Source organism: Nostoc sp. DedVER02, assembly GCF_034530675.2.
In the GTDB taxonomy this organism is placed as follows: Bacteria; Cyanobacteriota; Cyanobacteriia; order Cyanobacteriales; family Nostocaceae; genus Nostoc.
Genome location: NZ_JAVRCP020000014.1, coordinates 145,053 through 167,707, shown reverse-complemented (window position 1 = coordinate 167,707; position 22,655 = coordinate 145,053). Strand labels below are relative to the sequence as shown.

Here is a 22,655-nt window from a genome sequence, read left to right as displayed (position 1 = left end):
AGGAAGAAAAGATATGCAGAGGTACAAGGTGAAGGGTAAAAGACGGATGGTGTTGAAAATCAAAAATGGGAAGGGGTTGATTTATGCTTTGGTTGCTGTTTTTGCGTGTTTACTTTTAACTTGTAATTTTTCTCTGGCGGCGACGACTCAGGCAAAGCATTATAGTGAGTTGCAGTTGCCACCGTTACCTGAGATTAAGATACCGAAATATGAGCGGTTTGTTCTCCAAAATGGCTTGGTTGTCTATTTGATGGAGGATCACGAATTACCGTTGGTGAATGGGACGGCGTTTGTGCGGACAGGAAATCGCTTGGAACCAATGGAGAAAGTCGGGTTAGCTGGTTTTACAGGCGCGGTAATGCGAACTGGGGGAACTAAGCAACATTCGGCTGATGAACTCAATGAGATGTTGGAACAACGGGCGGCATCTGTTGAAGCTAGTATTGGTGAAGGTTCTGGTAGTGCTAGCTTTGATGCATTGAGTGAAGATTTAGAAACAGTGTTTGGGCTATTTGCCGAGGTACTGCGATCGCCAGCATTTGCTCAAGAAAAGCTAGACTTGGCTAAGACGCAAGCGAAAGGTGGCATTGCCCGTCGCAATGACAATCCAGATGGGATTGCTAGTCGAGAATTTAAGAAATTGATCTATGGAAAAGATAGTCCTTATGCTCGCACGATAGAATATGCAACGGTAGATCGGATTGAGCGTGAGGATTTGCTCAACTTTTATCAGCAATATTTTCACCCCAATAATATAATTTTGGGAATTGTGGGAGATTTTGACTCTAAGAAAATGCGATCGCTTGTTCAAGCTAAGTTTGGCGACTGGAACCGCAACCCAGGGATTGCTAAACCCAAGTTACCAGACGTTTCGGCAGCTAATACAGGTGGGGTCTTTTTTGTCAATCAACCACAATTAACCCAAAGTAGCGTACTTATCGGCCATTTAGGCGGACGGTTTGACAGTCCCGATTATGCCGCGTTGGATGTATTGAATGGGGTGTTAAATGGATTTGGTGGACGCTTATTTAATGAAGTGCGATCGCGCCAAGGCATAGCGTACTCTGTTTATGGTGAGTGGAGTCCTCGCTACGATTATCCTGGCATGTTTATTGCTGGCGGACAAACGCGATCGGATGCTACCGTGCAGTTTGTCAAAGCCTTACAAGCTGAAATCAAGCGTACCCAAACTCAAAGAGTGACAGCAAAAGAACTGGCTTTTGCGAAAGAATCTACACTCAACTCTTTTGTATTCAACTTTCAAGATCCCAGCCAAACCTTATCACGGTTGATGCGATACGAATATTACGGCTATCCGGCTGATTTTCTCTTTCGCTATCAAAAAGCCGTCGCCGCCACTACAGCTGCTGATGTGCAACGGGTAGCACGAGAATACCTCAAGCCAGAAAAAATCGTGACTCTCGTAGTCGGGAATCAAGCCGCCATTCAACCACCATTGACGCAGCTAGCAGCAAAGGTGACACCAATAGATGTAACGATTCCTGGTTCACAACCACAGGCGAAGAATTAATCACGATTTGCGATCGTAAGCCCTAAGTAGAGACGCGATTTATCGCGTCTGATTTATCGCGTCTCTAGTCAAATAAAATAATTTGCTTCTTTATCGGGAAATGACTGAAGACAAATTGTAGTAACAAGTAGAAACTAAATCAGGAACCAAAACCTCTGGAATTCCAGAGGTTTTTTCTTTAAACTGTAGTGATGTCGCAGCAAAAATTGTCACAGTGTATTCAATACGGTTCGGATAAGCATTTTTCATTTTCCTTGTGGTCTGGGGAATGGGTTTGCGGGTAAAGGGTAAAGGATGTATTCAAAACCTTTCCCCTTTTCCCTTTCCCCTTTTAACCGAACCTTATTGACAGTGCATTAGTCAACTAGAGTAAGCTAAATTCAGGTATAAGCTACTGGGAGTGAAGATGATGTTGTTGGAATTAAAGCGCATCCATGTTCCACCAGGACAAAGAGTGTTACTACGAGATGTAACCTGGCAAGAATTGGAAACAATTCTAGAAGATTTAGGGGAACATCGCGCAGCACGAATTGCTTATGACAGGGGAATATTGGAGATTATGGCACCACTGCCAGAACATGAAGACGATAAAGAAATTATTAGTGATTTAGTCAAAGCCCTTCTGGAAGAATTAGATATTGAGTTTAGATGTCTTGGCTCTACCACTTTCAAAAACCAAGCAATGGCTCAAGGTATAGAACCAGATCAGTGTTTCTATATAAAAAATGAATCTAAGATTCGCGGGAAGAAGCGACTAAATTTAGAAGTAGATCCTCCTCCAGATTTAGCTTTAGAAATTGATATTACTTCTCGCACTCATCCTAATATTTATGAAGCTTTAAAAGTACCTGAGCTTTGGCGTTTTAATAAAGGAAAGCTCCAAATTAATGTTCTGCAAGGTGGGCATTATATAGAGTCTCAGCAAAGCCTAAATTTTCCTAGATTTAACCTAGTTGAGGCGATTCCCCAATATCTCAAGCAAAGTACAACAGCAGGCAGAAATTCAACGCTCAAAGCTTTTCGTCTTTGGGTACAAAAGCAAATACAACAAGAATAATTCGTAATTCGTAATTCGTAATTCGTAATTAATTTTGGGTAGTGAGCCGCCTAATTCTAGTCTTATTTTGGTAGGGAACCAGGATGAACAGCGGCCAAAGCCGCTTATCCTGTCTCCCGTACATAGTCTCAGGTTATCAAATACCAGGTCACTTAGTAATGATTGAGGTTAATACCAGCTTCTTTTGCCATTGCTTCTAACCCTCTAACTTCTAGGGTTTTAATTGCTTTGGTAGACAGCTTTAATTTTACCCAGCGATTTCCGCCTGGCCACCAAACACGCTTGCTTTGCAGATTTGCGTGCTGAAGGCGTTTAGTACGGCGGTGGGAGTGGGAAACAGCAAAGGCGTTATTTGCCTTCTTACCAGTTAGTTCACAGCGACGAGACATAGCAAATATCTCCAGATTTTTATTTTAATACAACCTTTCCATTCTATGTCTAAGACAACAGAAGTGGAGAGAGGAGATGGGGAAGAGGCAGGGGACAGGGGGCAGGGGAGCAGGGGGAGTGAGAGAGTCAGAATTAATGCCCAATGCCCAATTCCCAATTCCCCATTCCCACTATTTACTAGCTTGTTCCGTCAGCTTAGTAAGTACCTCATTCGATCGCTCCACGAAAGATTTCATTCCCTCAGCGTCAAATCCTTTCTGAGACATCAGCGCTAAATCGTAGACGTGTTGGCAAATCAAGTTCACTAACTGATCTGTAGATGATTGACCGTCACCTTGGATAATGCTACTTTGGTTCAGATTTGCCAGATTTTGAATTAGCGGATGAGCAGTATTCACCAGCAAAATATGATCTTCGGGAAACTCTGCTGTCCCCTGCTGCATCATGGCGTTCATTTCTCGCAGGCGGCGGAGAATCTCTGGTAAAAGCACCATTGCAGGTGGTGTACCTTGAGGATCGTCTGATTTCAAAGCTTCGGTACGGATGTTGAGTTTAGGTTTATTGAGAGATTTCTCAAATAACTCTTTAATCGTCTCACTCCGAGTTTTATTCGTCTTCGGATCGACAATTTCCTTATCTTTATCCTGTTCCAGCAGAGTATTATCTAAATCTGAGTCTACCCGCGTAAACTTGACATCTTGATATTCCCGCTCTAGGAAGTTGATAAAGTGGGTGTCGATGAAGGAGTCCATAAACAGGACTTCCAAGCCTTGATTTTTGTGTAATTCTATGTATGTAGCTTGGGTTGTTTCATCGGTGCTGTAGAAAACCCGGTTTTCGTGGCGTTCTTTGTTTCGTTCTAAATACTCTTTCAGTGTGGTATAAGGAGCGGTGGGTGTTGAGTTCTCAGCACTGGGTGAAGGAGTCACATCTTGCCAAGCATCCCCGTCTGAAGACTGTACTTCAACCACTGGAGTTTCAGCCGCAACTTTTTCTGTTAGCTTGGCGGTGGTACGGAAAACGATGATATCTTCGATTTGTTTTTTGAATTTATCGTCGTTGAGAACGCCGAATTTTACAAAGGTTCCGAGGTCTTTCCAAGCACTGATGTATTGTTCGCGGTTGTCGCGGAAAAGTTCTTTGAGGCGATCGCCTACTTTTTTGGCAATATAGTCACCAATTCGCTTCACGGTGCGATCGCCTTGCAAAGCACTGCGCGATACGTTGAGCGGAATATCAGTGCTATCAATGACACCGCGCATCGGCATCAAAAATTGCGGGATAATTTCTTCGCAGTTGTCGCTAACAAAAACTTGATTGCAGAATAGCTTGATCTGCCCTTTAGTAACATCTACATCCGGCCTCATTTTGGGGAAATACAAAATCCCGTTGATGATAAAGGGATAGTCTGTATTTAGATGCACCCACAACAAAGGTTCTTCCTGAAAAGGATACAGGTAGCGGTAAAACTCTAAATAATCTTCTTTGCTCAGATTACTTGGAGACTCTCGCCACGGTGCTTTTTGCTTATTTAATACCTCACCGTCTAGTTTTATTGGTACTGGCAAGAAATCGCAATAAGTCTTGACAAGATTCTTAATCCGTGCTGACTCTAGAAATTCTTCCTCTTCTCCTTGCAGGCTGAGAGTGATAGTTGTGCCGCGAGTTGTTCGGGACGATTCTTCTAGGGTGAAAGCTGGGGAACCATCGCAAGTCCAGTGAACCGCCTGTGCCCCTTCTTGATAGGAAAGGGTATCAATTTCTACCTTTTGCGCCACCATGAAAGAAGAGTAGAAACCAAGACCAAAGTGGCCAATTATGGGTTGATCTGATTTGCCTTCATATTTATGAATAAATTCTTCAGCGCTAGAAAAGGCAACCTGATTGATATATTTCTTAACTTCATCTGCGGTCATCCCGATACCGTTATCGGAGATAGATAGGGTTTTTTTATCTTTGTCAATGGCAATTTCAATTTCTGGTTCGCCGATCTCGCCAGCATAATCTCCGGCGCGGGATACCATTTTCAGCTTTTGAATAGCGTCTACAGCGTTGGATACTAGTTCCCGCAAGAAGATTTGGTGATCTGAGTAAAGCGACTTCTTAATGATCGGGAAAATATTCTCAGTATGAATACTGATAGTGCCTTGTTCTAGCATAATTGGTAATTCTTCGATGTTAGTATCTGAAATGATAATAGTGGCTTATACAGCCTAGCCCTCTGCTTTCCAGGATAAACCCGGAGAACACAGGAGAGCATGATACCAATTAGGATTTTAAAAGCATAAGTTAGGCGATCGCACCTTTTTTGAGGATTGTTTGCCCCCATTTCTGATTCGGATTTCCCTACTCCCGATTTTCACCGCAGGTTAATTAGCCTAATTGAGACTATCGTTTAAGTATTGTTAGTTTTTTCCAAGACCAAAAAATAGTGATACGGATAAGTAGGATCGATAAATTCTTGCTTCACAGTTAACCCAGCGTTAGCAACAGAGTTTAAAATCCGCTCTTTGGGATATCCTTTCAAACCCATTTCCCAGTAATGCTCGTCACATACTGGCGTTGTACTCCAGAATTTTGGCACATTGAATAATAAATGCCTTGGTCTACCTGAGAAAGAGGTTTTGATCTGAAATGACAAGTATTGAGTGCAATAAGGAATCGAAATCACCAAAAATTTCTTTGTTGCTTCTGCGAGTTTTTTCAGTGCTTCTTCTGACTGTTCGTAAGGAAAATGTTCTAGCACTTGAAACAGGACGATCGCATCAAATTTATCTTTCGGTAATGTAAAATCTGTGGTCAAATCCAAAATTATTTCTGGCTTCAGGTTGGGATCGACATCAGCAGTAGTGACGTTGTATCCATTGTTCTTGAGGATATCTGTTAACAGAGAATTAAAAATCCCAATTTCCAGAACATTTTTTACCTGAGTACCCAGCGAAAAAATTAGACGCAACTGGTGGTGATAACTGATGAGTCGATTTTTTGATAAATATTCCGAATTTCTAATATCTAAGGAGGTGATGAGTTGCATAAATAATGCCTACCTAACCTGATGGACTGACTAAATTTGGTGGGTATACAACTACAGGATTCCCGCAAAACTAGTGAAAATAACAGCACTTAGACCCGATGACGGAAAGAATACTGGTGTTATATTTTGCATTTCCCTAATTTCTTCCTTTACCCAGCACCTCAATTCTCTATAATCTCCATTATTATGAGCAACATTGCAATATTTTTTACCTATGGTTAATAGTACTGACTTACTCGCAAAACTCTATAATGCCTTTAACCCCTTTGAACCCTTACCCGCAGGCGATCCAAAATATGTAGATTGTCAAGATGTGCGGGGAGATGCGGATATTGAGCAAGAGTTGGGAAATCGGATGCGATTAGCAGATACAAATACTTGTCAATTGTATTCTGGCCATCGGGGTGCGGGGAAGTCTACAGAATTACTTAGGTTAAAGAAATATTTAGAAAATCGGGAATTTTATGTTGTGTATTTTGCAGCTGATGAAGAAGATATCGATTCTGAAGATGCCCAATATACAGATATACTCCTCGCCTGTACCCGCCGTTTGCTCAAAGATTTAAAAGGAATTGCTAGTCCTCGTCCGATACTTGACTGGTTAAATAACCGTTGGGAAGATTTGAAAGATTTAGCGCAGACTCCTATAGAGTTTGAGAGTCTGGGAGTAGAAGCACAGCTTACTCAATTTGCCAAGTTGACAGCAAATTTAAGGGCTGTTCCTGAATTACGCCAGAAGATTCGCCAAAAAATTGATCCTTACACTGTCACATTAATTCAGGTGTTAAATGAGTTTCTGGTGGATGCAAAACAGCACTTACCTAATGGCTACAATAAACTGGCGGTAATTGTCGATAACTTAGACCGGATGGTGTTAGTTAAAGACGGAGAACGCACCAACTATGAAGAAGTCTTTTTAGACCGTAGCGAACAACTCCAAGCTTTAGATTGCCATTTGATTTACACTGTCCCCATTTCAATGGTCTATTCTACCAGGGCAACAGACCTCAGAGATATCTACGGCGACCCCCAAATTTTGCCGATGATTATGGTAAAAACTTTCGAGGGAGACGTTTATCAGCCAGGACTCGAAAAAGTTAAGGAAGTAATTAAGAAGCGAGTGCGGCAAATTGCACCAGAACTATCACTAGAAACAGAAATTTTCGACAGTCCCCAAACCTTAGACAGACTTTGTTTAATGAGTGGAGGTCATGTGAGGAATTTGCTATTGTTAACTCAAGATGCCATTGGACGTTCTGAAGATTTACCTGTTTCAGAAAAAGCGGTGCGACGAGCAATTACTCAAGCCAGAGATACTTATCGCCGCGCTGTGGAAAATCATCAATGGTGTCTGTTAGCGGAAGTGTCTTGTTCTAAGCGCATTATTAATGATGACTTGTATCGGAGTTTGATGTATAATCGCTGTCTTTTAGAATACCGTTATTTGGATGATGATGGAGAAATGCAGCGTTGGTATGATATTCATCCATTGATTCAAGGAATTCCAGAATTTAAAGAAGCCGTAGCGAAACTTTCATGAACCCAAATTTAAGTGATTGGGATGATGATTTACCCCCAGAACCAGAAGAAGCTTATCAAGACTTGCTTCGCGCACTGAGGCGTAAGTCAGGATTTGGTTTATTTTTTGTCCAATGTACACCTGTGGAAGCAGACAATTTGATTATCAAACTTCCACAGGAGATTCCTCAGAAGAAGATTGAAGTTTTGCGGTTGGTTGAGGCAATAGATAATTTATATGAGCGAGTAGTTGAGTTTATTAAAGATAAGCAAGTTGATATTTTATTGATTAAAGGTCTGGAATATTCTTTATACAAGTATGAAAAAAGAAGCTTTGGCGAAATTACCGAAGGAAGATTTAGCAATTTAACCAGTGTTCCGCATATTTTAAATCACTTAAACCAACAGCGAGAACGCTTTAGAGATGATTTTCCAATTAGCTTTGTTTTTATTTTGAGTTCGTTTTCGATAAACTATTTTATTCATCGCGCCCCAGATTTTTTTGATTGGCGTTCTGGTGTGTTTGAATTACCGACAACGCCAGAAGTAGTAGAACAAGAATCAAATCGCCTGCTGTTGCAAGGAGATTATGAGGAATATTTGAAACTTAGCCCAGAACAAAAAATTGAGAAAATACTGGAAATTAAAGATTTACTAGCGGAAAGATATCAGACAGAGAACTGTAAGGCTAACTTACTACTTGAACTGGGAAGCTTGTTAATCACGGTGAAAGAATATGAAGCAGCTATTGTATCCTACGACCAAGCTCTAAAAATTCAAGTAGATAAACACGAAGCTTGGTATAACAGAGGCAATGCACTAAAGAATTTAGGACGCAATGAAGAAGCAATTATATCCTACGACCAAGCAATACAAATTCAACCAAATGACTACAAAACTTGGAATAAGCGAGGCATTGCTCTAAGCAATTTAGGACGCTACAAAGAAGCTATAACTTCCTACGATCAAACACTCGAATTACAACCAAATTACGATTGGGCTTGGTATAATAGGGGAATTGCTCTACGGAATTTAGGATGCAATAAAGAAGCGATCACATCCTATGATCAAGCTCTAAAAATTCAACCAGATAAACACGAAGCTTGGTACAACCGGGGAATTGCTCTATACAATTTAGGATGCAAAGAAGAAGCAATTGTATCTTACGATCGAGTAGTGAAAATTAACCCAAATAAACATGAAGCTTGGAACAATCGGGGGATTGTACTAGATGATTTGGGACGTTATGAAGAGGCAATCGCATCCTATGAACAAGTACTGAGAATCAAACCAGATTCTCACCAAGCTTGGTACAACAAAGCTTGCAGTTATGCTCTTAAAGGTAATATTGAGCAGGCATTAGAAAAACTGCAAAAAGCAATTAATTTGAATCACAAGCAATGTATTAAATGGGCAAAAGCTGACTCAGATTTTGATAGTATTCGGCAAGATAAACGCTTTCAAGTTTTAATTAAATTACAGGTATAACGGCTAAACTGAATTTAATGATTAATACAGCGATCGGTTTCTCACTTCCACTGAAAAACTAGCTGAAACTAAAAGCGATCGCCCCTAAATTGAATTACACTAACATTATAAAAATTGTAACTAGCAGTTATGCAAAATAAATTGACTACTCTGACTTATGAAATTGAACTAAAACCAGGGGAAAAATTGAATCTCCCAGAATCAATACTGGAAAATATAACTACAGGGCACTGGGTAATTACCATCCAACAAAAAGCAGAAGAAACCAAAAGTACCCGCAGCCATGACGCTTTTTTAAACGGTTACGCACCACAAGATGAAGGACTTTATGACGACTATCCAAGCCGGTGAATTTTGGGTAGCAGATATTCCATTTACTAGCGGTGGAGGTTCTAAAAAACGTCCAATACTTGTGTTGTGGTTAGATGGGAATGATGTAGTAGCCGCAGTAGTCACATCTGCTAAACCCCGCACACAAACTGATGTACCTTTGAATGATTGGGCTACAAGTGGTTTGCGCGTTGCTTCAACTGTGCGTCTATCTCGATTAGATTGTCTAGAACAATCTTTGTTGCTAGCTAAGATCGGGCAAGTTTCTGAATCAGATGCCAAGCACTTAAAAGAATTATGGGATTTGTATATTAAGCCTCAGTTTTAAGCAGCTTAAATTAAAAGCGATCGCACATAAATTACTAAATATCAACTCATGACTCATGTTGCGATCGCCTTCTCCAACTACGTAGCAATCTGTGGTACTGACACCTTCACCAGCACTTTTTTACTAAAAGACAAACCATTTTCATTTTTGTCAATGAGAATCGTGTCTCCAGAGATAAAAGTATTCTCCAATAACTTGGTGGCGAGGGGATTTTCTACTTCTCGCTGAATTGCGCGTTTGAGTGGACGCGCACCATAAACTGGGTCATAGCCTGATTCGACAAGGTGATCGCAAGCTGCTTGGGATATCTCAAAGAAGATTTTTTGCTCACGCAGGAGATTTTCTACTCGCTTGAGTTGAATACGGATGATCTGCCGCATTTCCGTGCGATTTAGGGTATGGAAGAGAATAATATCATCAACGCGGTTGAGAAATTCCGGGCGGAAATGCGATCGCAAACCTTCCATTACCCGCTTCCGCATCGTTTCATACTGGGAATCATTACCCGATACATCCAAAATATGTTCGCTGCCTATGTTACTGGTCATGACAATAACACTGTTGCGAAAATCTACCGTTCTTCCTTGAGAGTCAGTAATTCTCCCATCATCTAACACCTGTAACAAAATATTGAACACATCGGGGTGTGCCTTTTCGACTTCATCCAGCAGCACTACTGAGTAGGGACGGCGGCGAATCGCCTCGGAAAGTTGTCCGCCTTCTTCATAGCCTACGTATCCTGGAGGCGCACCCACTAACCGAGAAACTGAGTGTTTTTCCATATACTCAGACATATCTAAGCGCACCAAGGCATCATCAGAATCAAAGAGAAACTGAGCTAAAGCACGGGCGAGTTCGGTTTTACCCACTCCTGTGGGGCCCATGAACAAAAATGAGCCAATGGGACGCGAGGGATCTTTCATCCCCGCACGGGCGCGGCGAATGGCTGCTGCTACCGCTTCTACAGCCTCTTCTTGCCCAATCACTCGTTGATGCAAATGACTTTCTAGTTGCAGCAATTTTTGGCGTTCCGATTCCAACAAGCGATTAACGGGAATTCCTGTCCACTTGGCGACGATTTCCGCAATATCGGCTTCGGTAACTTGTTCTCGCAGCAACGTCGAACCTTGGTTTTGAATTTCTAAAAGGCTGGCTTCTTTGGCTTCGCGTTCGTGCTGCACTCCTTCCAATTTGCCATATTTGAGTTGGGCGGCTTTATTTAAGTCATAAGCACGTTCCGCTTGTTCAATTTGCACTCGCAGCGCATCTTCTTCTTTCTTTAAAGCGCTTATCGCCTCTAATATCTGCTTTTCACCTTGCCATTGCTCGTTAAATATTTGCTGCTTTTCGGTCAAATTGGCGATTTCTTGCTCAATTCGCTGCAAACGTTCTCTCGTTTGAGGAATACCTTTTTCTTCGCCAGCTAATGACAGCTTTTCCATTTCTAACTGCATGAGGCGGCGATCGATGGTTTCCAATTCGGCTGGTTTGGAGGTAATCTCCATTTTTAACTGTGCAGCTGCTTCATCTACTAAATCGATGGCTTTATCTGGTAAAAAGCGATCGCTAATATAACGCGCTGATAGAGTTGCTGCTGCTACCAAAGCCGAATCAGAAATTTTGACATTGTGATGCACTTCATAGCGTTCTTTCAATCCCCGCAGAATGGAAATAGTATTTTCCACACTTGGCTGATCGACAAATACTTGCTGAAAGCGGCGTTCTAAAGCAGCGTCTTTCTCAATGTGTTTGCGGAATTCGTCAAGGGTAGTAGCGCCAATACAACGCAGTTCTCCCCGCGCCAGCATTGGTTTGAGTAAATTTCCGGCATCCATTGCCCCTTGTTGGCTCGAACCTGTACCGACTACGGTATGTAGTTCGTCGATAAACAGGACAATTTGGCCGTTAGAGTCCATCACTTCTTTGAGGACAGCTTTCAGACGTTCTTCAAATTCTCCTCGCAATTTTGCCCCAGCGATTAAACTACCGATGTCTAAAGAGATGAGTTGGCGGTTTTTCAGAGATTCGGGAACATCACCGTTTACCATTCGCTGTGCTAAAGCTTCTGCGATCGCAGTTTTACCTACCCCAGGTTCACCAATCAATACGGGGTTATTTTTACTACGACGAGACAATACTTGAATTACCCGCCGAATTTCCTCATCCCGTCCAATTACCGGGTCAAGTTTTCCAGCTTTTGCCTGTTCTGTCAAATCTCTGCCAAATTTTTGTAAAGCTTCATAACGGGATTCTGGCGTTTGATCTGTTACCTTTTGGCTACCGCGAACGGCTTTAATAGTAGCTTCTAATTTAGCTGCATCCGCACTAAAGCCTTTGAGGATTTTTCGTCCAATGCGATCGTCTTCAGCAAAGGCTAAAAGTATGTGTTCCACGGAAATGTAGGAATCTTTCATCCTGACTCTAGCTTCCTCGGCTCGGTCTAGTAAAACATCTAAACTGCGGCTAAGGTAAAGCTGATCGCTTTTACCAACTTTGGGTTGACGTTGGGTAAAGGCTTCTAGCTGTTGTTGGAAGCGGATTGGATCAACCTCAGATCGAGCTAGGATACGTATTGCTAGACTAGTAGGTTCTTCTAACAGGGCAATAATTAAATGTTCAACATCTAGTTGCTGTTGTTGATAAGCGCGAACAATATCCTGAGATTTAACAATTGCTTCCCAGGCTTTATCAGTAAATTTATTTGGATCTGTAGGTTGCATCTTTAAAATTTTAGACTTTTGATTTTTAGTTTAGGGATTGGGTACTGGGGATTGGGGATTGGGGATTGGGGATTGGAGATTGGAGATTGGGGATTGAGTATGGATTATTCTCTTTGTTCCCTAGTCCCCAGTCCCTAGTCCCTAGTCCCCAGTCCCCAGTCCCCAGTCCCTAATTATCCAAACATTCTTAGCGTATATCCGCGTGTATCTCCAGTGGCAATTTAGGATTGGTAATTTTGTGATAGTTTAATCTATTACCTATTTTCTAATTTAAAACTAAAATACTGTTCTGAACGGACTTTGCTAGATTGTGTTAGTAGGGTGATGTCTATGACGGGCTACGCTTACGCTCTTAGTGTTGCTGATACTAATGGCATTTACGCAAAGGAGATCGCCTAACCCGCTTAAAAAGGGTATGCAAAAAGGGAAAAGTCTCGCACTCTGTTAAGCAGACGCACGAGACACCTGTCTGGGGGAAAATCAATCTACCCGCATTTGGTTCAACTTTTCAAGACATCAGTGGGTATTTTTCTACAGCTTTATTACCTTCAACTGAGAAGCGTTACATATTCTTAATTATAAGAATTACTGACTCACAAGTTGCTCTTGTGATTCTTGTTTGGCTGCTGAACTTTGAGATCCAAGTTGAATCAGTTCAATTTTATACCCATCTGGATCTTCCACAAAAGCAATTACTGTCGAACCATGTTTCATTGGCCCGGGTTCGCGCACGACTTTACCGCCTTGATTGCGGATTTCCTCACAGGTAGCGTAAATATCATCAACCCCAAGGGCAATGTGACCGTAAGCATTACCCAATTCGTACTTTTCCACCCCCCAGTTGTAGGTTAATTCAATTACCGCATTGTCGCTTTCGTCACCATAGCCCACAAAAGCTAAAGTAAATTCCCCCCCTGGATAATCTTTTCGGCGTAGTAATTTCATACCTAGAAGTTCACAGTAAAACTTTAAAGATTCTTCAAGGTTGCCCACCCGTAGCATTGTATGTAGTAATCGCATATTGACCTTTTCTCTGTAACTGATTTAGTGTTATTCTCTGCCAATATTTTACCTAGCTCAAAGTCTGAAGGTAGAAATGCGATCAAAGAAAAAGACAGGATAGACGTTCCCTTAACCATTTTTGGCTTGATCCTTATCCATACAATGGAAATCTTCTTTAATCTCAGCCAATAAACTCTCTTAAACGCCTATGCTAGCGATTGGGTTAGGCAACTGGACTGTATGCGTAACAGACTCGAATAAAGGATAAAGTACAGATGAGTAAATTTCTAGATACTGCAATTGAAGCGATCGCAGCCCGTGAAATTCTTGATTCACGCGGTAGACCGACAATTGAAGCCGAAGTGCATTTAGCCAACGGTGTTGTCGGACTAGCGCAGGTTCCCAGTGGTGCTTCTACTGGCTCTTTTGAGGCTCACGAACTGCGTGATGGCGATAAAAGCCGTTATGGGGGCAAAGGCGTACTCAAGGCAGTACAAAACGTCAAGGAAGCACTTGCACCAAAATTACTAGGCTTGGATGCCCTCAACCAAGAACTCCTAGACCGGACAATGATCGCCATAGATGGTTCTCCTAACAAATCCAGTTTGGGGGCGAATGCGATTTTGGGGGTTTCCCTAGCAGCAGCTAAAGCTGGCGCTGAATCTCTAGATATTCCTCTATATCGCTATTTGGGTGGCCCTTTAGCGAATTTGCTCCCAGTACCGTTGATGAACGTGATTAACGGTGGCGCACACGCCTCAAATAACGTGGATTTTCAAGAGTTTATGATTGTCCCAATTGGCGCAACTTCCTTTCGGGAAGCATTGCGCTGGGGTGCGGAGGTATTTGCTACCCTCAGCCAAGTATTAGATGAGAAGGGTTTGCTCACTGGTGTGGGCGATGAAGGCGGCTTTGCCCCTAACCTAGAATCTAACCAGGTGGCTTTGGAATTGCTAGTTGCTGCCATTAAGAAAGCTGGTTATAAGCCAGGTGAAGAAGTAGCTTTAGCTTTGGATGTTGCAGCTAGCGAATTTTACAAGAATGGTCAGTATGTTTACGATGGTAAACCTCACGCCCCGGCTGAGTTTATTGATTATTTAGGACAACTAGTTGACCAATATCCAATTGTGTCAATTGAAGATGGTTTGCATGAGGAAGATTGGCAAAGTTGGCAATTGATCACCCAAAAGTTAGGTTCGCGGGTGCAATTGGTAGGCGATGACTTATTTGTGACTAACGCCACGCGCTTGCAAAGAGGTATCCAGGAAAAAGCCGCTAATGCAATTTTGATTAAACTCAATCAAATTGGTTCTCTTACCGAAACCTTGGAAACGATTGATTTGGCAACTCGCAACAGCATCCGTTCAGTAATTAGCCATCGTTCTGGTGAAACTGAGGATACAACGATCGCTGATTTAGCTGTAGCAACCCGTGCCGGTCAAATCAAAACAGGTTCCCTCTGTCGTAGCGAACGAGTAGCAAAATACAATCGCTTACTGCGAATTGAAGATGAACTAGGCGATCGCGCCGTTTATGCTGGTGCTGTAGGGTTAGGGCCGAAGTAGAGACTGGGGATTGGGGAAGAGGCAAGGGAGCAGGGGGCAGGGGGCAGGGGAGCAGGGGAAGAAAAACTATTGGTTATTGCCCAATGCCCAATGCCCAATTCCCAATTCCCAATTCCCCATTTCCAATTCCCAATTACGGATAAAATCCCAACTTGGGCAACCCCAAAATTTCATCCCAGCCCATCATTAAGTTCATACACTGAATCGCTTGACCCGCCTGCCCTTTAATTAGATTGTCAATTGCCGACATGACAATTACGCGACCTGTGCGCGGGTCAACTTCTACACCGATATAACAAAGATTGCTGCCTTTAGCCCATTTAGTTTGGGGGTAAATGCCGCTATCGCAGACTTTTACCCAAGGAGAGTTGCGGTAGAAGGCTGAGAAAATTGTGGTTAAATCATCTCGCACTAGACCGGGGTCGCTCATTGTTGCATATACTGTTGCCAAAATCCCGCGTACCATTGGGACAAGATGCGGTGTAAATTGAATCATGAGTTCGTGACCAGTTAAGTCACTGCAAATTTGCTCAATTTCTGGGGTATGACGGTGACGGCCGATATTGAAAGCTGTAATGGAATTATCTGCTTCAGCTAATAATAAATTGGTTTGAAGTTCCCGCCCACTGGTAGATGTGCCAGCTTTGGCATCGATAATAGCTGTTTCTGGTAAGATTAAGCCTTGCTTTAAGAGTGGCGAAAGTGCAAGGAGACTTGCAGTGGGATAAGAACCAGGACAGCCAATGAGTTGAGCTTCGGCAATGCGATCGCGGTAAAGTTCTGGTAATCCATAAACTGCTGTCGCTGCAATGGTGCGATCGCTTCTCTCAATTCCATACCAATTTGTATAAGTTGTCAAATCACGAAACCGATAATCTGCACTCAAATCTAGTACTTTACATCCTTTTTCTAATAGTTTGGGTGCGATTTGGCAAGCCAGACCATTTGGTAAAGACAGGAAAACTACTTCGCAGCGATGAGCAATTATTTCTGGTTCTACCGCTTCTATTAGCAGGTTAGTTGCATGAGCCAGATGCGGGTACAAATCCCCGAAGGATTTCCCGATACTACTCTCACCACCTAAATAAACCAGTTCGACTTCTGGATGATCCATCAGTAGCCGTACTAACTGTACTCCGCCATAGCCCGACGCGCCAACAATCCCAACGGGTACGCGTCTTAATTTGCCCATGATCTGAAATCCTTATCCCATGAATAGTTAATTCGTTCTCAGCTATCAACAATATCAGCGACTAGACTCACAGCGTACAAAACTTCTATTACCCCTCTCTCTTTTTGGATGAGAAGGAAGAGGACGCGGAGAAATTATAAAATATAGCGCATCTCATTTTCATGAAATATACTCTGACCTCTTTTTTAACAGGAGACAGACTTCAAATCCTACTCCCCTTACCTACAAGGGAAGAGGCTGGGGGTTAGGTCTTAATTAAACTCAACCCAGAAGCACTATATTCTACTTGTCTCCTTTGACTGTCGCTGTAATTTATTATCAAACCCTGATATTTAGGGGCAGAAATTTTTACCACGTTATCAAATCATTGCTAGTCTACTTCTCTGCCTTATAAAGGAGCTACAATCTAAAAGAAGAAATTGTAAAAAAAATTTACGTTGGTAGCTGGAATCTTTCTGTGTCAAAGCCTAATACTACCCAAGCTTTTAAATTTGATTCGATTGATGCCGCTTTAGCAGACCTAAAAGCTGGTCGTGTAATTGTAGTGGTAGATGATGAAAATAGAGAAAATGAAGGCGACTTAATTTGCGCTGCCCAATTTGCCACACCTGACATGATTAATTTCATGGCGGTGGAAGCAAGAGGACTGATTTGTTTGGCAATGACAGGCGATCGCTTAGACGAGCTAGACTTACCTTTGATGGTAAGCAACATCACAGATACTAACCAAACCGCCTTCACTGTTAGCATTGATGCTGGCCCAGAATTGGGTGTCAGCACCGGCATCTCAGCAGAAGACCGCGCCCGCACTATCCAAGTTACTCTCAATCCAGCTACAAAACCTACCGATTTACGTCGTCCCGGTCATATTTTCCCGATTCGGGCGAAAGCTGGAGGCGTACTCAAACGCGCAGGGCATACGGAAGCAGCTGTAGACTTATCTCGACTAGCAGGGCTATATCCAGCCGGGGTAATTTGTGAAATTCAAAACCCCGATGGTTCAATGGCCCGGTTGCAGCAGTTATTTGAATATGCCAAACGTCATAATTTAAAAATAATTAGTATTGCGGATCTAATCAGCTATCGTCTACAGCACGATCGCCTCGTGTATCGTGAGGTAGTTACCAAACTCCCTAGCCAATTCGGGCAGTTTGAAATTTACGCCTACCGCCATACCCTAGACAATACAGAACACGTTGCAATTGTCAAGGGCGATCCTGCGAACTTCAAAGATGAGCCAGTAATGGTGCGGATGCACTCAGAATGTTTAACTGGTGATGCTTTGGGTTCCTTGCGTTGCGACTGTCGGATGCAGTTAAACGCGGCACTGAAAATGATTGAGGCTGCTGGTCAAGGTGTAGTTGTATACCTGCGTCAAGAAGGGCGGGGAATCGGCTTGATTAACAAACTGAAAGCCTACTCATTGCAGGATATGGGGCTAGATACAGTAGAAGCAAATGAGCGGTTGGGATTTCCGGCTGACTTGCGAGACTACGGGATGGGCGCACAAATGCTTATGGATTTGGGTATCAAAAAGATTCGTTTGATTACCAATAATCCCCGTAAAATTGCTGGCGTTAAAGGCTATGGGTTGGAAGTAGTTGATCGCGTGCCATTGTTAATTGAGGCAAACGACTACAATTCTTATTACCTGGCGACAAAGGCGAAAAAGCTTGGTCACATGCTGTTACAGACTTATCTGGTGACAGTAGCAATCCACTGGCAAGATGACCCGGAAGCTGTAACTGAACGTTATGAACGCTTAGAGAAACTGCGACATTTAGCGAAAAGTAACGATCTATTGTTGCAGGAAGAAGCGCGTCCATTAGCGATCGCTATATTTGACGAGCCATCTTTAACAGTACACTTAGGTTTCGATCAACCAAAAGTTGCTAGCTCTGACTGGTATCAACAAAGTGGTCATCCTTATATACACGCTATCTTCCAAATTCTAGACAACCTCGCAACCTTGCCATACATCCAAAAACTAGAATTTCTAATTTCCTCTGGTTGCGATCCCTTGAGCAATTTACAAGTGCAACTAGATCGTCAGACATTTCCGCATGGTACATTGCCTTCATCGATTAGCGATCGCCTAGAAAAACAGCAAATTTATAGCTTTAGCAAATAGCTTGATTCAATAAATTTTGTAGGGTGTGTTATCGCGTAGCGGAACGCACCTTACGAATAAATTATTTACTCACTCTATAAATAGGTCTTACCTGGCGAAAAGTATTAAGTAAGCTCAGAAATTTCTTACCATCAAAATTTATTGGGTCAACTTTTTTACCAGAACGGTCTACGAGATGGTGGGTAGTGATGCGATGGTCTGGGACTTGACTTTGAGCAATTAACCAAGCTAGAGAATGATATTGAGCCTCCGTATAGCCGCTATGGTTTTGTTGGCTGCTTGCGTCATAGCTATCTGGTGGTGTTTCTAAAGAAACGTGATAAGCAAAATTATTCACAGACGCGGGCAAATTTGGATTAGTCTGCACAGTTTCGACTCCCTCAGAACCATCAAATACTGAGTTAGCTGCACCAAAAGCCCGCTTGTCTGGAGGTACTAGATAAACTACTGTGCCGTCTAACTTGACTAAGGCGTGGTAACTTGCTTGCACACCTTCATCAGTATGGGCTACTTGAAAGAAATTAATGGCGCTGGAAGCAGAATAACCAGTTTCATGGAGGACGATAATCGGTTGGTTGTTGAGAGGAATACCGTTAACATCTTGGGTGTATCGTTCTCCATAGTTACTTGGGTCAACTGAAGCAACTTGATAATTAGGTCTGTACTGTGCAAAAGCTTGAGTGGTTATGTATCTTGCTACAGGCTGGTTAATTTTGACTGGGGACTTGATAACATTTTGAAATTTCTTCTCTGGCTCTTTCGCTGATTGAAATTGCGCCTGGGGATATTTACTGAAAGCTGTAACCTGTGGATTGGATATACGGGATGTTGTCGGATTATTATGTAATTTTGTCGCTCGTCCAATTAGCAGCGCTACAGTTAGAGCCATGAACATCAGCGAGATTAGTAGCACCCTAGTCGCCCAGTCTTGAAACCTCATTTTTCTAATGCCCGTAAAACGGTAAATATTAATTTATAGCTAAACTTACATATCCTTCGTAGAGGCACACTTTTGTAAACCTCTACCGCAGATGGTATCCAAACGAAAATTACTATAACACCTTAATTCTAGTCAAATATACGTTACTACTATATATTGGAATCCTAAGTAATTGTTTTAAATGCTTCCTTTGTCTAGAAAAGCTATTTAAATGCTATTAAAACCATTGCTACCGTAAAGTTAGCTCCTCGACTTGTTTAAGAAGTCGAACATTTAGAACACAGCGAATTTTTACGTCTCTACAATTTAAGGTCGCAATCTGAAATAGTTCGCATTTATACTCTGATGCGTGGTGTTCGCATAGCCATAGGTAACTTTACGGCTGATTCTGCGATCGCCTAGCGAAGTTCTCCAACGCCAAAGCTGATTTTACAGTGTTCGATAATCTGGTGGTACTTGTCGCGTAACTCTTCACCGACGACTTGGAGCTTAGAAACCTACTGCTGTTGTCTACTCTCTAACCTTTCTCGTAGATAACTGAAAATCGCTTGTATTCCCTGCTCGACAATTTCAGGTGGTGGCGAGGTTAATGGATTGCCATCAAGGTATAGTGTTCTCAAGCTAGAGAGTTGGCTGATTTCTGGCGGTAGGCTGCTGAGTTGATTGTTAGAGAGGGATAGCGTTGTCAAGCTGGAGAGTCGGCTGATTTCTCGTGGCAGGCTGCTGAGTTGATTGTTATTGAAGGATAGCGTTGTCAGGCTGGAGAGTTGGCTGATTTCTGGCGGCAGGCTGCTGAGTTGATTGTTATTGAAGGATAGCGTTGTCAAGTTGGAGAGTTGGCAGAATTCTGGCGGCAGGCTGCTGAGTTGATTGTTATAAAGGTATAGCGTTGTCAAGTTGGAGAGTTGACTGATTTCTGACGGCAGGCTGCTAAATTGATTGTTAGAGAGGGATAGCGTTGTCAGGTTGGAGAGTTGGCTGATTTCTGACGGCAGACTGCTGAGTTGATTGTTACGGAGGTTTAGCTGTGTTGCCTTTTCCTTGGCAGCTTTTTCAATAACTTGCAACAGTTCTTCGTTTGTCACCTGCAAACCTCATCAACTCTGTAGCGATATTCACTCAGGTAGTATATCGCAACTAAATATCAGAGACTGGATTAGTGTGTTCATGTGCATAAAAACGGCTGTAATGGTCAAATTAGCTGAGTGCCGCAGCTACGCCCGTCGTAGACATCGCTAACCTCGCAATAACATTCACTCATTCACGAGTATCAAAGACTCAAGCTCTGAGGTTCATCGACGGAGTTCAAAGGCTCATTCACGAGTATCAAAGGTGCGTTACGCTTTCGCGCTAACATACCCGAAGACTGCGATCGCTATTATAAAGCGATGTCTACGACGGGCTATTCGGCATCGCAGTTCTAAAACAAATCCATAAATAACTATTTATCCCAATTCTCTAGATGGAGAGACGGTTTCAGTAGTTTGAGAAGATACTTTATTGAAGAAGAAACTCCAGATTCTTTGAATAGCTACAATTAGAAAACCAATCACAATCACTCCTGCTAACACTGGGAAAGCTAGCGCCAGCACAGACAGCGCGATCGCTATTACCAACTCAATGGTTGACACAACTGGATTGGTTAATCCACCTGAAACCCCCGTAGAACTTATCCGCAATATATTCGTTAATCCCTGAGTTAATCCTGCGGTTCCACCACCAGCAACTAAAGCTAACGTCCATTGCACCAGTGGATTCATCTCTGGTGCAACAGATGCTGTGACGATTGTCCCGGCGATAAATGCCGCAGGAGTGGCTACAATATCCAGCAGATGATCTAACCAAGGAATGTAATAACCGATAATTTCTAGCGAACAAGCGACTGCAAAAACAATTACAGCTTGAGGTGTTTCCACCCAATCAAAATTAGTTGGCAAATCTAAATGTCCAAAAACTGAAGCCACACTCAATGCTAGCAGTGGTACAAATACCCTGAATCCAGCCGCCGCACTCAAACTAATCCCCAGTAATAATTCAATAAATGTATTGAGATTGAACAAAGAATTTAAATCCATAGTAGGACTCAAGTTATACTCTTAGTGTTTTTCCCATCTCTGAGTTGAAATAAGTAACAACTCTAAGCTGTGATCCTAAGATAAGAAACTTGGCGAAAATATTTCATCTAACTATGTGTAGAATCAGTGAAACCTCACCTCAATCAATACCCAAACAATGGGGATATACACTATTAGATAAATTCCGTTAGGGACTTCCAAGAAATAAATTATCCAATTTCACCGCATCAAAACGATTTTTTCCCCCTGCCCCCTGCCCTAAAAGCGATGGGATATTTTTTTATTTGGAAGTCCCTTATTTACAATCATGTATGTATCAAAAAATCAGTGAGGTTCATTAGTTTGAGGAGATGATGTTATGTTGATTATTTTGGGATTTTTAGGACTACTTTCACTAAATATGTTATGTAAAGTATTTCTGGTAAATTCCAGGCTACACAATTAATTAAAGATCGCACTGATTAGTTTGACAATATTTGGCATTATCTATAAATTCTTGCAACTTATTCAAGGGAACGATCTGAAATGATGTCCCACCCTGCACCGCCGCAGTGATATAAGCAAACTTTTGTCCGCGATAATACTGGTCACGTCCAACTTTCGTAACATACCTAGATTTCTGGAAGTCATTAGAAATATTAGAGTTATAAATATTTTGTAACAGTTTCACCGCTTTGGCATTTTTTGTGGTGAATTTGATGCTTGAGTCACCACTTACAGTTATTCCTTCTTTGGTCACTGTCCCATTTTGAGAAGTGACATCAGCATAAAAGTATAAATTTCCTTTTGTACCATCATAGCCGTGGGCTTCGCTGTTGTATCTCAAAGTTGGTAGTAGAGGTCTGGTTCTTGCCCACTTAACAACGGTGTTGATATTTTGCTCTGGAAGCGCATTTGCAGGAGTGACGGCTAAAATAACTGCGATCGCAGACAAGCTAGCATTGAATAAATAGTTAAATTTAGAACTTTTGTACATAGTATTTTCCCGTTAGATAATACTGAATAGATAAAGCTAAAACCACCAGAGATTGAGAATTATTTCTAAAGCGGCGTTATTTTTGATTATTCAGATTTTAGTAGCAAAAACAACTTAACATTCGCTAACGACTACTGTCCAGCGATCGCTACTGAAGAAAATTTGGTTTCAACTAAAAATTTGTAACAGTTGCAATAATCGTAAAATGGATACTGATACAAACATTAAAATAGAGGTTTTCGGCATCAGTAGACCATGCCTAGCTTATTTCTGAGTTACAAAACTTAGATTTGATCTCAGCCAAACAAGAGTATGTACTCTTAGAACTGGATGCATCTAAGCTACAGGTTCTACACACTTCTTAATAAACCAGCCTTG

General features: G+C 42.1%; 19 protein-coding genes. 8 read left to right on the top strand and 11 right to left on the bottom strand.

From position 1 onward, the window contains the following. The first annotated feature begins 13 nt into the window (after positions 1-13). A complete protein-coding gene (locus tag RMZ41_RS16380) occupies positions 14-1,531 on the top strand; it encodes a M16 family metallopeptidase (protein ID WP_409875437.1) in 1,518 nt (505 codons plus the stop codon). Between the two features lie 90 nt (positions 1,532-1,621). Here RMZ41_RS16380 and RMZ41_RS16375 read toward each other — a convergent pair whose 3' ends face one another. Then, entirely contained in the window at positions 1,622-1,780 is a 159-nt protein-coding gene (locus tag RMZ41_RS16375) for a hypothetical protein (RefSeq protein ID WP_322640910.1), read from the bottom strand. 160 nt (positions 1,781-1,940) lie between these two features. Between RMZ41_RS16375 and RMZ41_RS16370 the strand changes: the two genes are divergently transcribed. Beyond that, complete coding sequence (locus tag RMZ41_RS16370) at positions 1,941-2,588, top strand: Uma2 family endonuclease (protein WP_322640922.1); 648 nt, start codon at positions 1,941-1,943, stop codon at positions 2,586-2,588. Positions 2,589-2,740: 152 nt separating this feature from the next. Here RMZ41_RS16370 and rpmB read toward each other — a convergent pair whose 3' ends face one another. From rpmB to RMZ41_RS16355, 3 genes are all read right to left on the bottom strand, one after another. Further along, the gene (gene rpmB / locus RMZ41_RS16365) at positions 2,741-2,977 is read right to left on the bottom strand and encodes a 50S ribosomal protein L28 (protein ID WP_322640909.1); all 237 of its coding nucleotides are present in this window, start codon (positions 2,975-2,977) and stop codon (positions 2,741-2,743) included. A gap of 171 nt (positions 2,978-3,148) precedes the next feature. Beyond that, on the bottom strand, positions 3,149-5,137 hold the full coding sequence (htpG, locus tag RMZ41_RS16360; protein ID WP_322640908.1) for a molecular chaperone HtpG: 1,989 nt from the start codon (positions 5,135-5,137) through the stop codon (positions 3,149-3,151). A gap of 236 nt (positions 5,138-5,373) precedes the next feature. Continuing rightward, a complete protein-coding gene (locus tag RMZ41_RS16355) occupies positions 5,374-6,012 on the bottom strand; it encodes a class I SAM-dependent methyltransferase (RefSeq protein ID WP_322640907.1) in 639 nt (212 codons plus the stop codon). A gap of 214 nt (positions 6,013-6,226) precedes the next feature. On the opposite strand from RMZ41_RS16355, the gene RMZ41_RS16350 reads away from it, so the two are divergent. From RMZ41_RS16350 to RMZ41_RS16335, 4 genes are all read left to right on the top strand, one after another. Continuing rightward, a complete protein-coding gene (locus RMZ41_RS16350) occupies positions 6,227-7,552 on the top strand; it encodes an AAA family ATPase (RefSeq protein ID WP_322640906.1) in 1,326 nt (441 codons plus the stop codon). Then, entirely contained in the window at positions 7,549-9,018 is a 1,470-nt protein-coding gene (locus RMZ41_RS16345) for a tetratricopeptide repeat protein (protein WP_322640905.1), read from the top strand. The genes RMZ41_RS16350 and RMZ41_RS16345 overlap by 4 nt, the downstream gene beginning before the upstream one ends. 129 nt (positions 9,019-9,147) lie before the next feature. After that, positions 9,148-9,369 (top strand): hypothetical protein, encoded by a 222-nt coding sequence (locus RMZ41_RS16340; protein WP_322640904.1) that lies wholly within the window; start codon positions 9,148-9,150, stop codon positions 9,367-9,369. Continuing rightward, on the top strand, positions 9,347-9,676 hold the full coding sequence (locus RMZ41_RS16335) for a type II toxin-antitoxin system PemK/MazF family toxin (RefSeq protein ID WP_322640903.1): 330 nt from the start codon (positions 9,347-9,349) through the stop codon (positions 9,674-9,676). The genes RMZ41_RS16340 and RMZ41_RS16335 overlap by 23 nt, the downstream gene beginning before the upstream one ends. 77 nt (positions 9,677-9,753) lie before the next feature. Here the strand turns inward: RMZ41_RS16335 and clpB are convergent, their stop codons facing one another. Beyond that, positions 9,754-12,396 (bottom strand): ATP-dependent chaperone ClpB, encoded by a 2,643-nt coding sequence (gene clpB, locus RMZ41_RS16330; protein ID WP_322640902.1) that lies wholly within the window; start codon positions 12,394-12,396, stop codon positions 9,754-9,756. Between the two features lie 585 nt (positions 12,397-12,981). After that, a complete protein-coding gene (gene gloA / locus RMZ41_RS16325; protein WP_322640901.1) occupies positions 12,982-13,416 on the bottom strand; it encodes a lactoylglutathione lyase in 435 nt (144 codons plus the stop codon). A 257-nt stretch (positions 13,417-13,673) separates the two neighbouring features. On the opposite strand from gloA, the gene eno reads away from it, so the two are divergent. Further along, positions 13,674-14,963, top strand: a complete 1,290-nt coding sequence (gene eno, locus RMZ41_RS16320) for a phosphopyruvate hydratase (RefSeq protein WP_322640900.1) — start codon at positions 13,674-13,676, stop codon at positions 14,961-14,963. A gap of 133 nt (positions 14,964-15,096) precedes the next feature. Here the strand turns inward: eno and argC are convergent, their stop codons facing one another. Beyond that, the gene (argC, locus tag RMZ41_RS16315) at positions 15,097-16,155 is read right to left on the bottom strand and encodes an N-acetyl-gamma-glutamyl-phosphate reductase (protein ID WP_322640899.1); all 1,059 of its coding nucleotides are present in this window, start codon (positions 16,153-16,155) and stop codon (positions 15,097-15,099) included. Positions 16,156-16,612: 457 nt separating this feature from the next. Here argC and ribBA point away from each other — a divergent pair, with 457 nt between their 5' ends. Further along, positions 16,613-18,286, top strand: a complete 1,674-nt coding sequence (gene ribBA, locus RMZ41_RS16310) for a bifunctional 3,4-dihydroxy-2-butanone-4-phosphate synthase/GTP cyclohydrolase II (protein ID WP_322640898.1) — start codon at positions 16,613-16,615, stop codon at positions 18,284-18,286. 61 nt (positions 18,287-18,347) lie between these two features. Here ribBA and RMZ41_RS16305 read toward each other — a convergent pair whose 3' ends face one another. From RMZ41_RS16305 to RMZ41_RS16290, 4 genes are all read right to left on the bottom strand, one after another. Further along, on the bottom strand, positions 18,348-19,226 hold the full coding sequence (locus RMZ41_RS16305; RefSeq protein ID WP_322640897.1) for a peptidoglycan recognition family protein: 879 nt from the start codon (positions 19,224-19,226) through the stop codon (positions 18,348-18,350). Positions 19,227-19,723: 497 nt separating this feature from the next. Continuing rightward, a complete protein-coding gene (locus tag RMZ41_RS16300) occupies positions 19,724-20,311 on the bottom strand; it encodes a leucine-rich repeat domain-containing protein (protein ID WP_322640896.1) in 588 nt (195 codons plus the stop codon). A gap of 360 nt (positions 20,312-20,671) precedes the next feature. After that, the gene (locus RMZ41_RS16295) at positions 20,672-21,301 is read right to left on the bottom strand and encodes a DUF4126 domain-containing protein (RefSeq protein ID WP_322640895.1); all 630 of its coding nucleotides are present in this window, start codon (positions 21,299-21,301) and stop codon (positions 20,672-20,674) included. A gap of 445 nt (positions 21,302-21,746) precedes the next feature. Then, positions 21,747-22,277: a hypothetical protein gene (locus RMZ41_RS16290; protein WP_322640894.1), complete on the bottom strand. Its 531-nt coding sequence runs from the start codon at positions 22,275-22,277 to the stop codon at positions 21,747-21,749. Between the last annotated feature and the right edge of the window lie 378 nt (positions 22,278-22,655).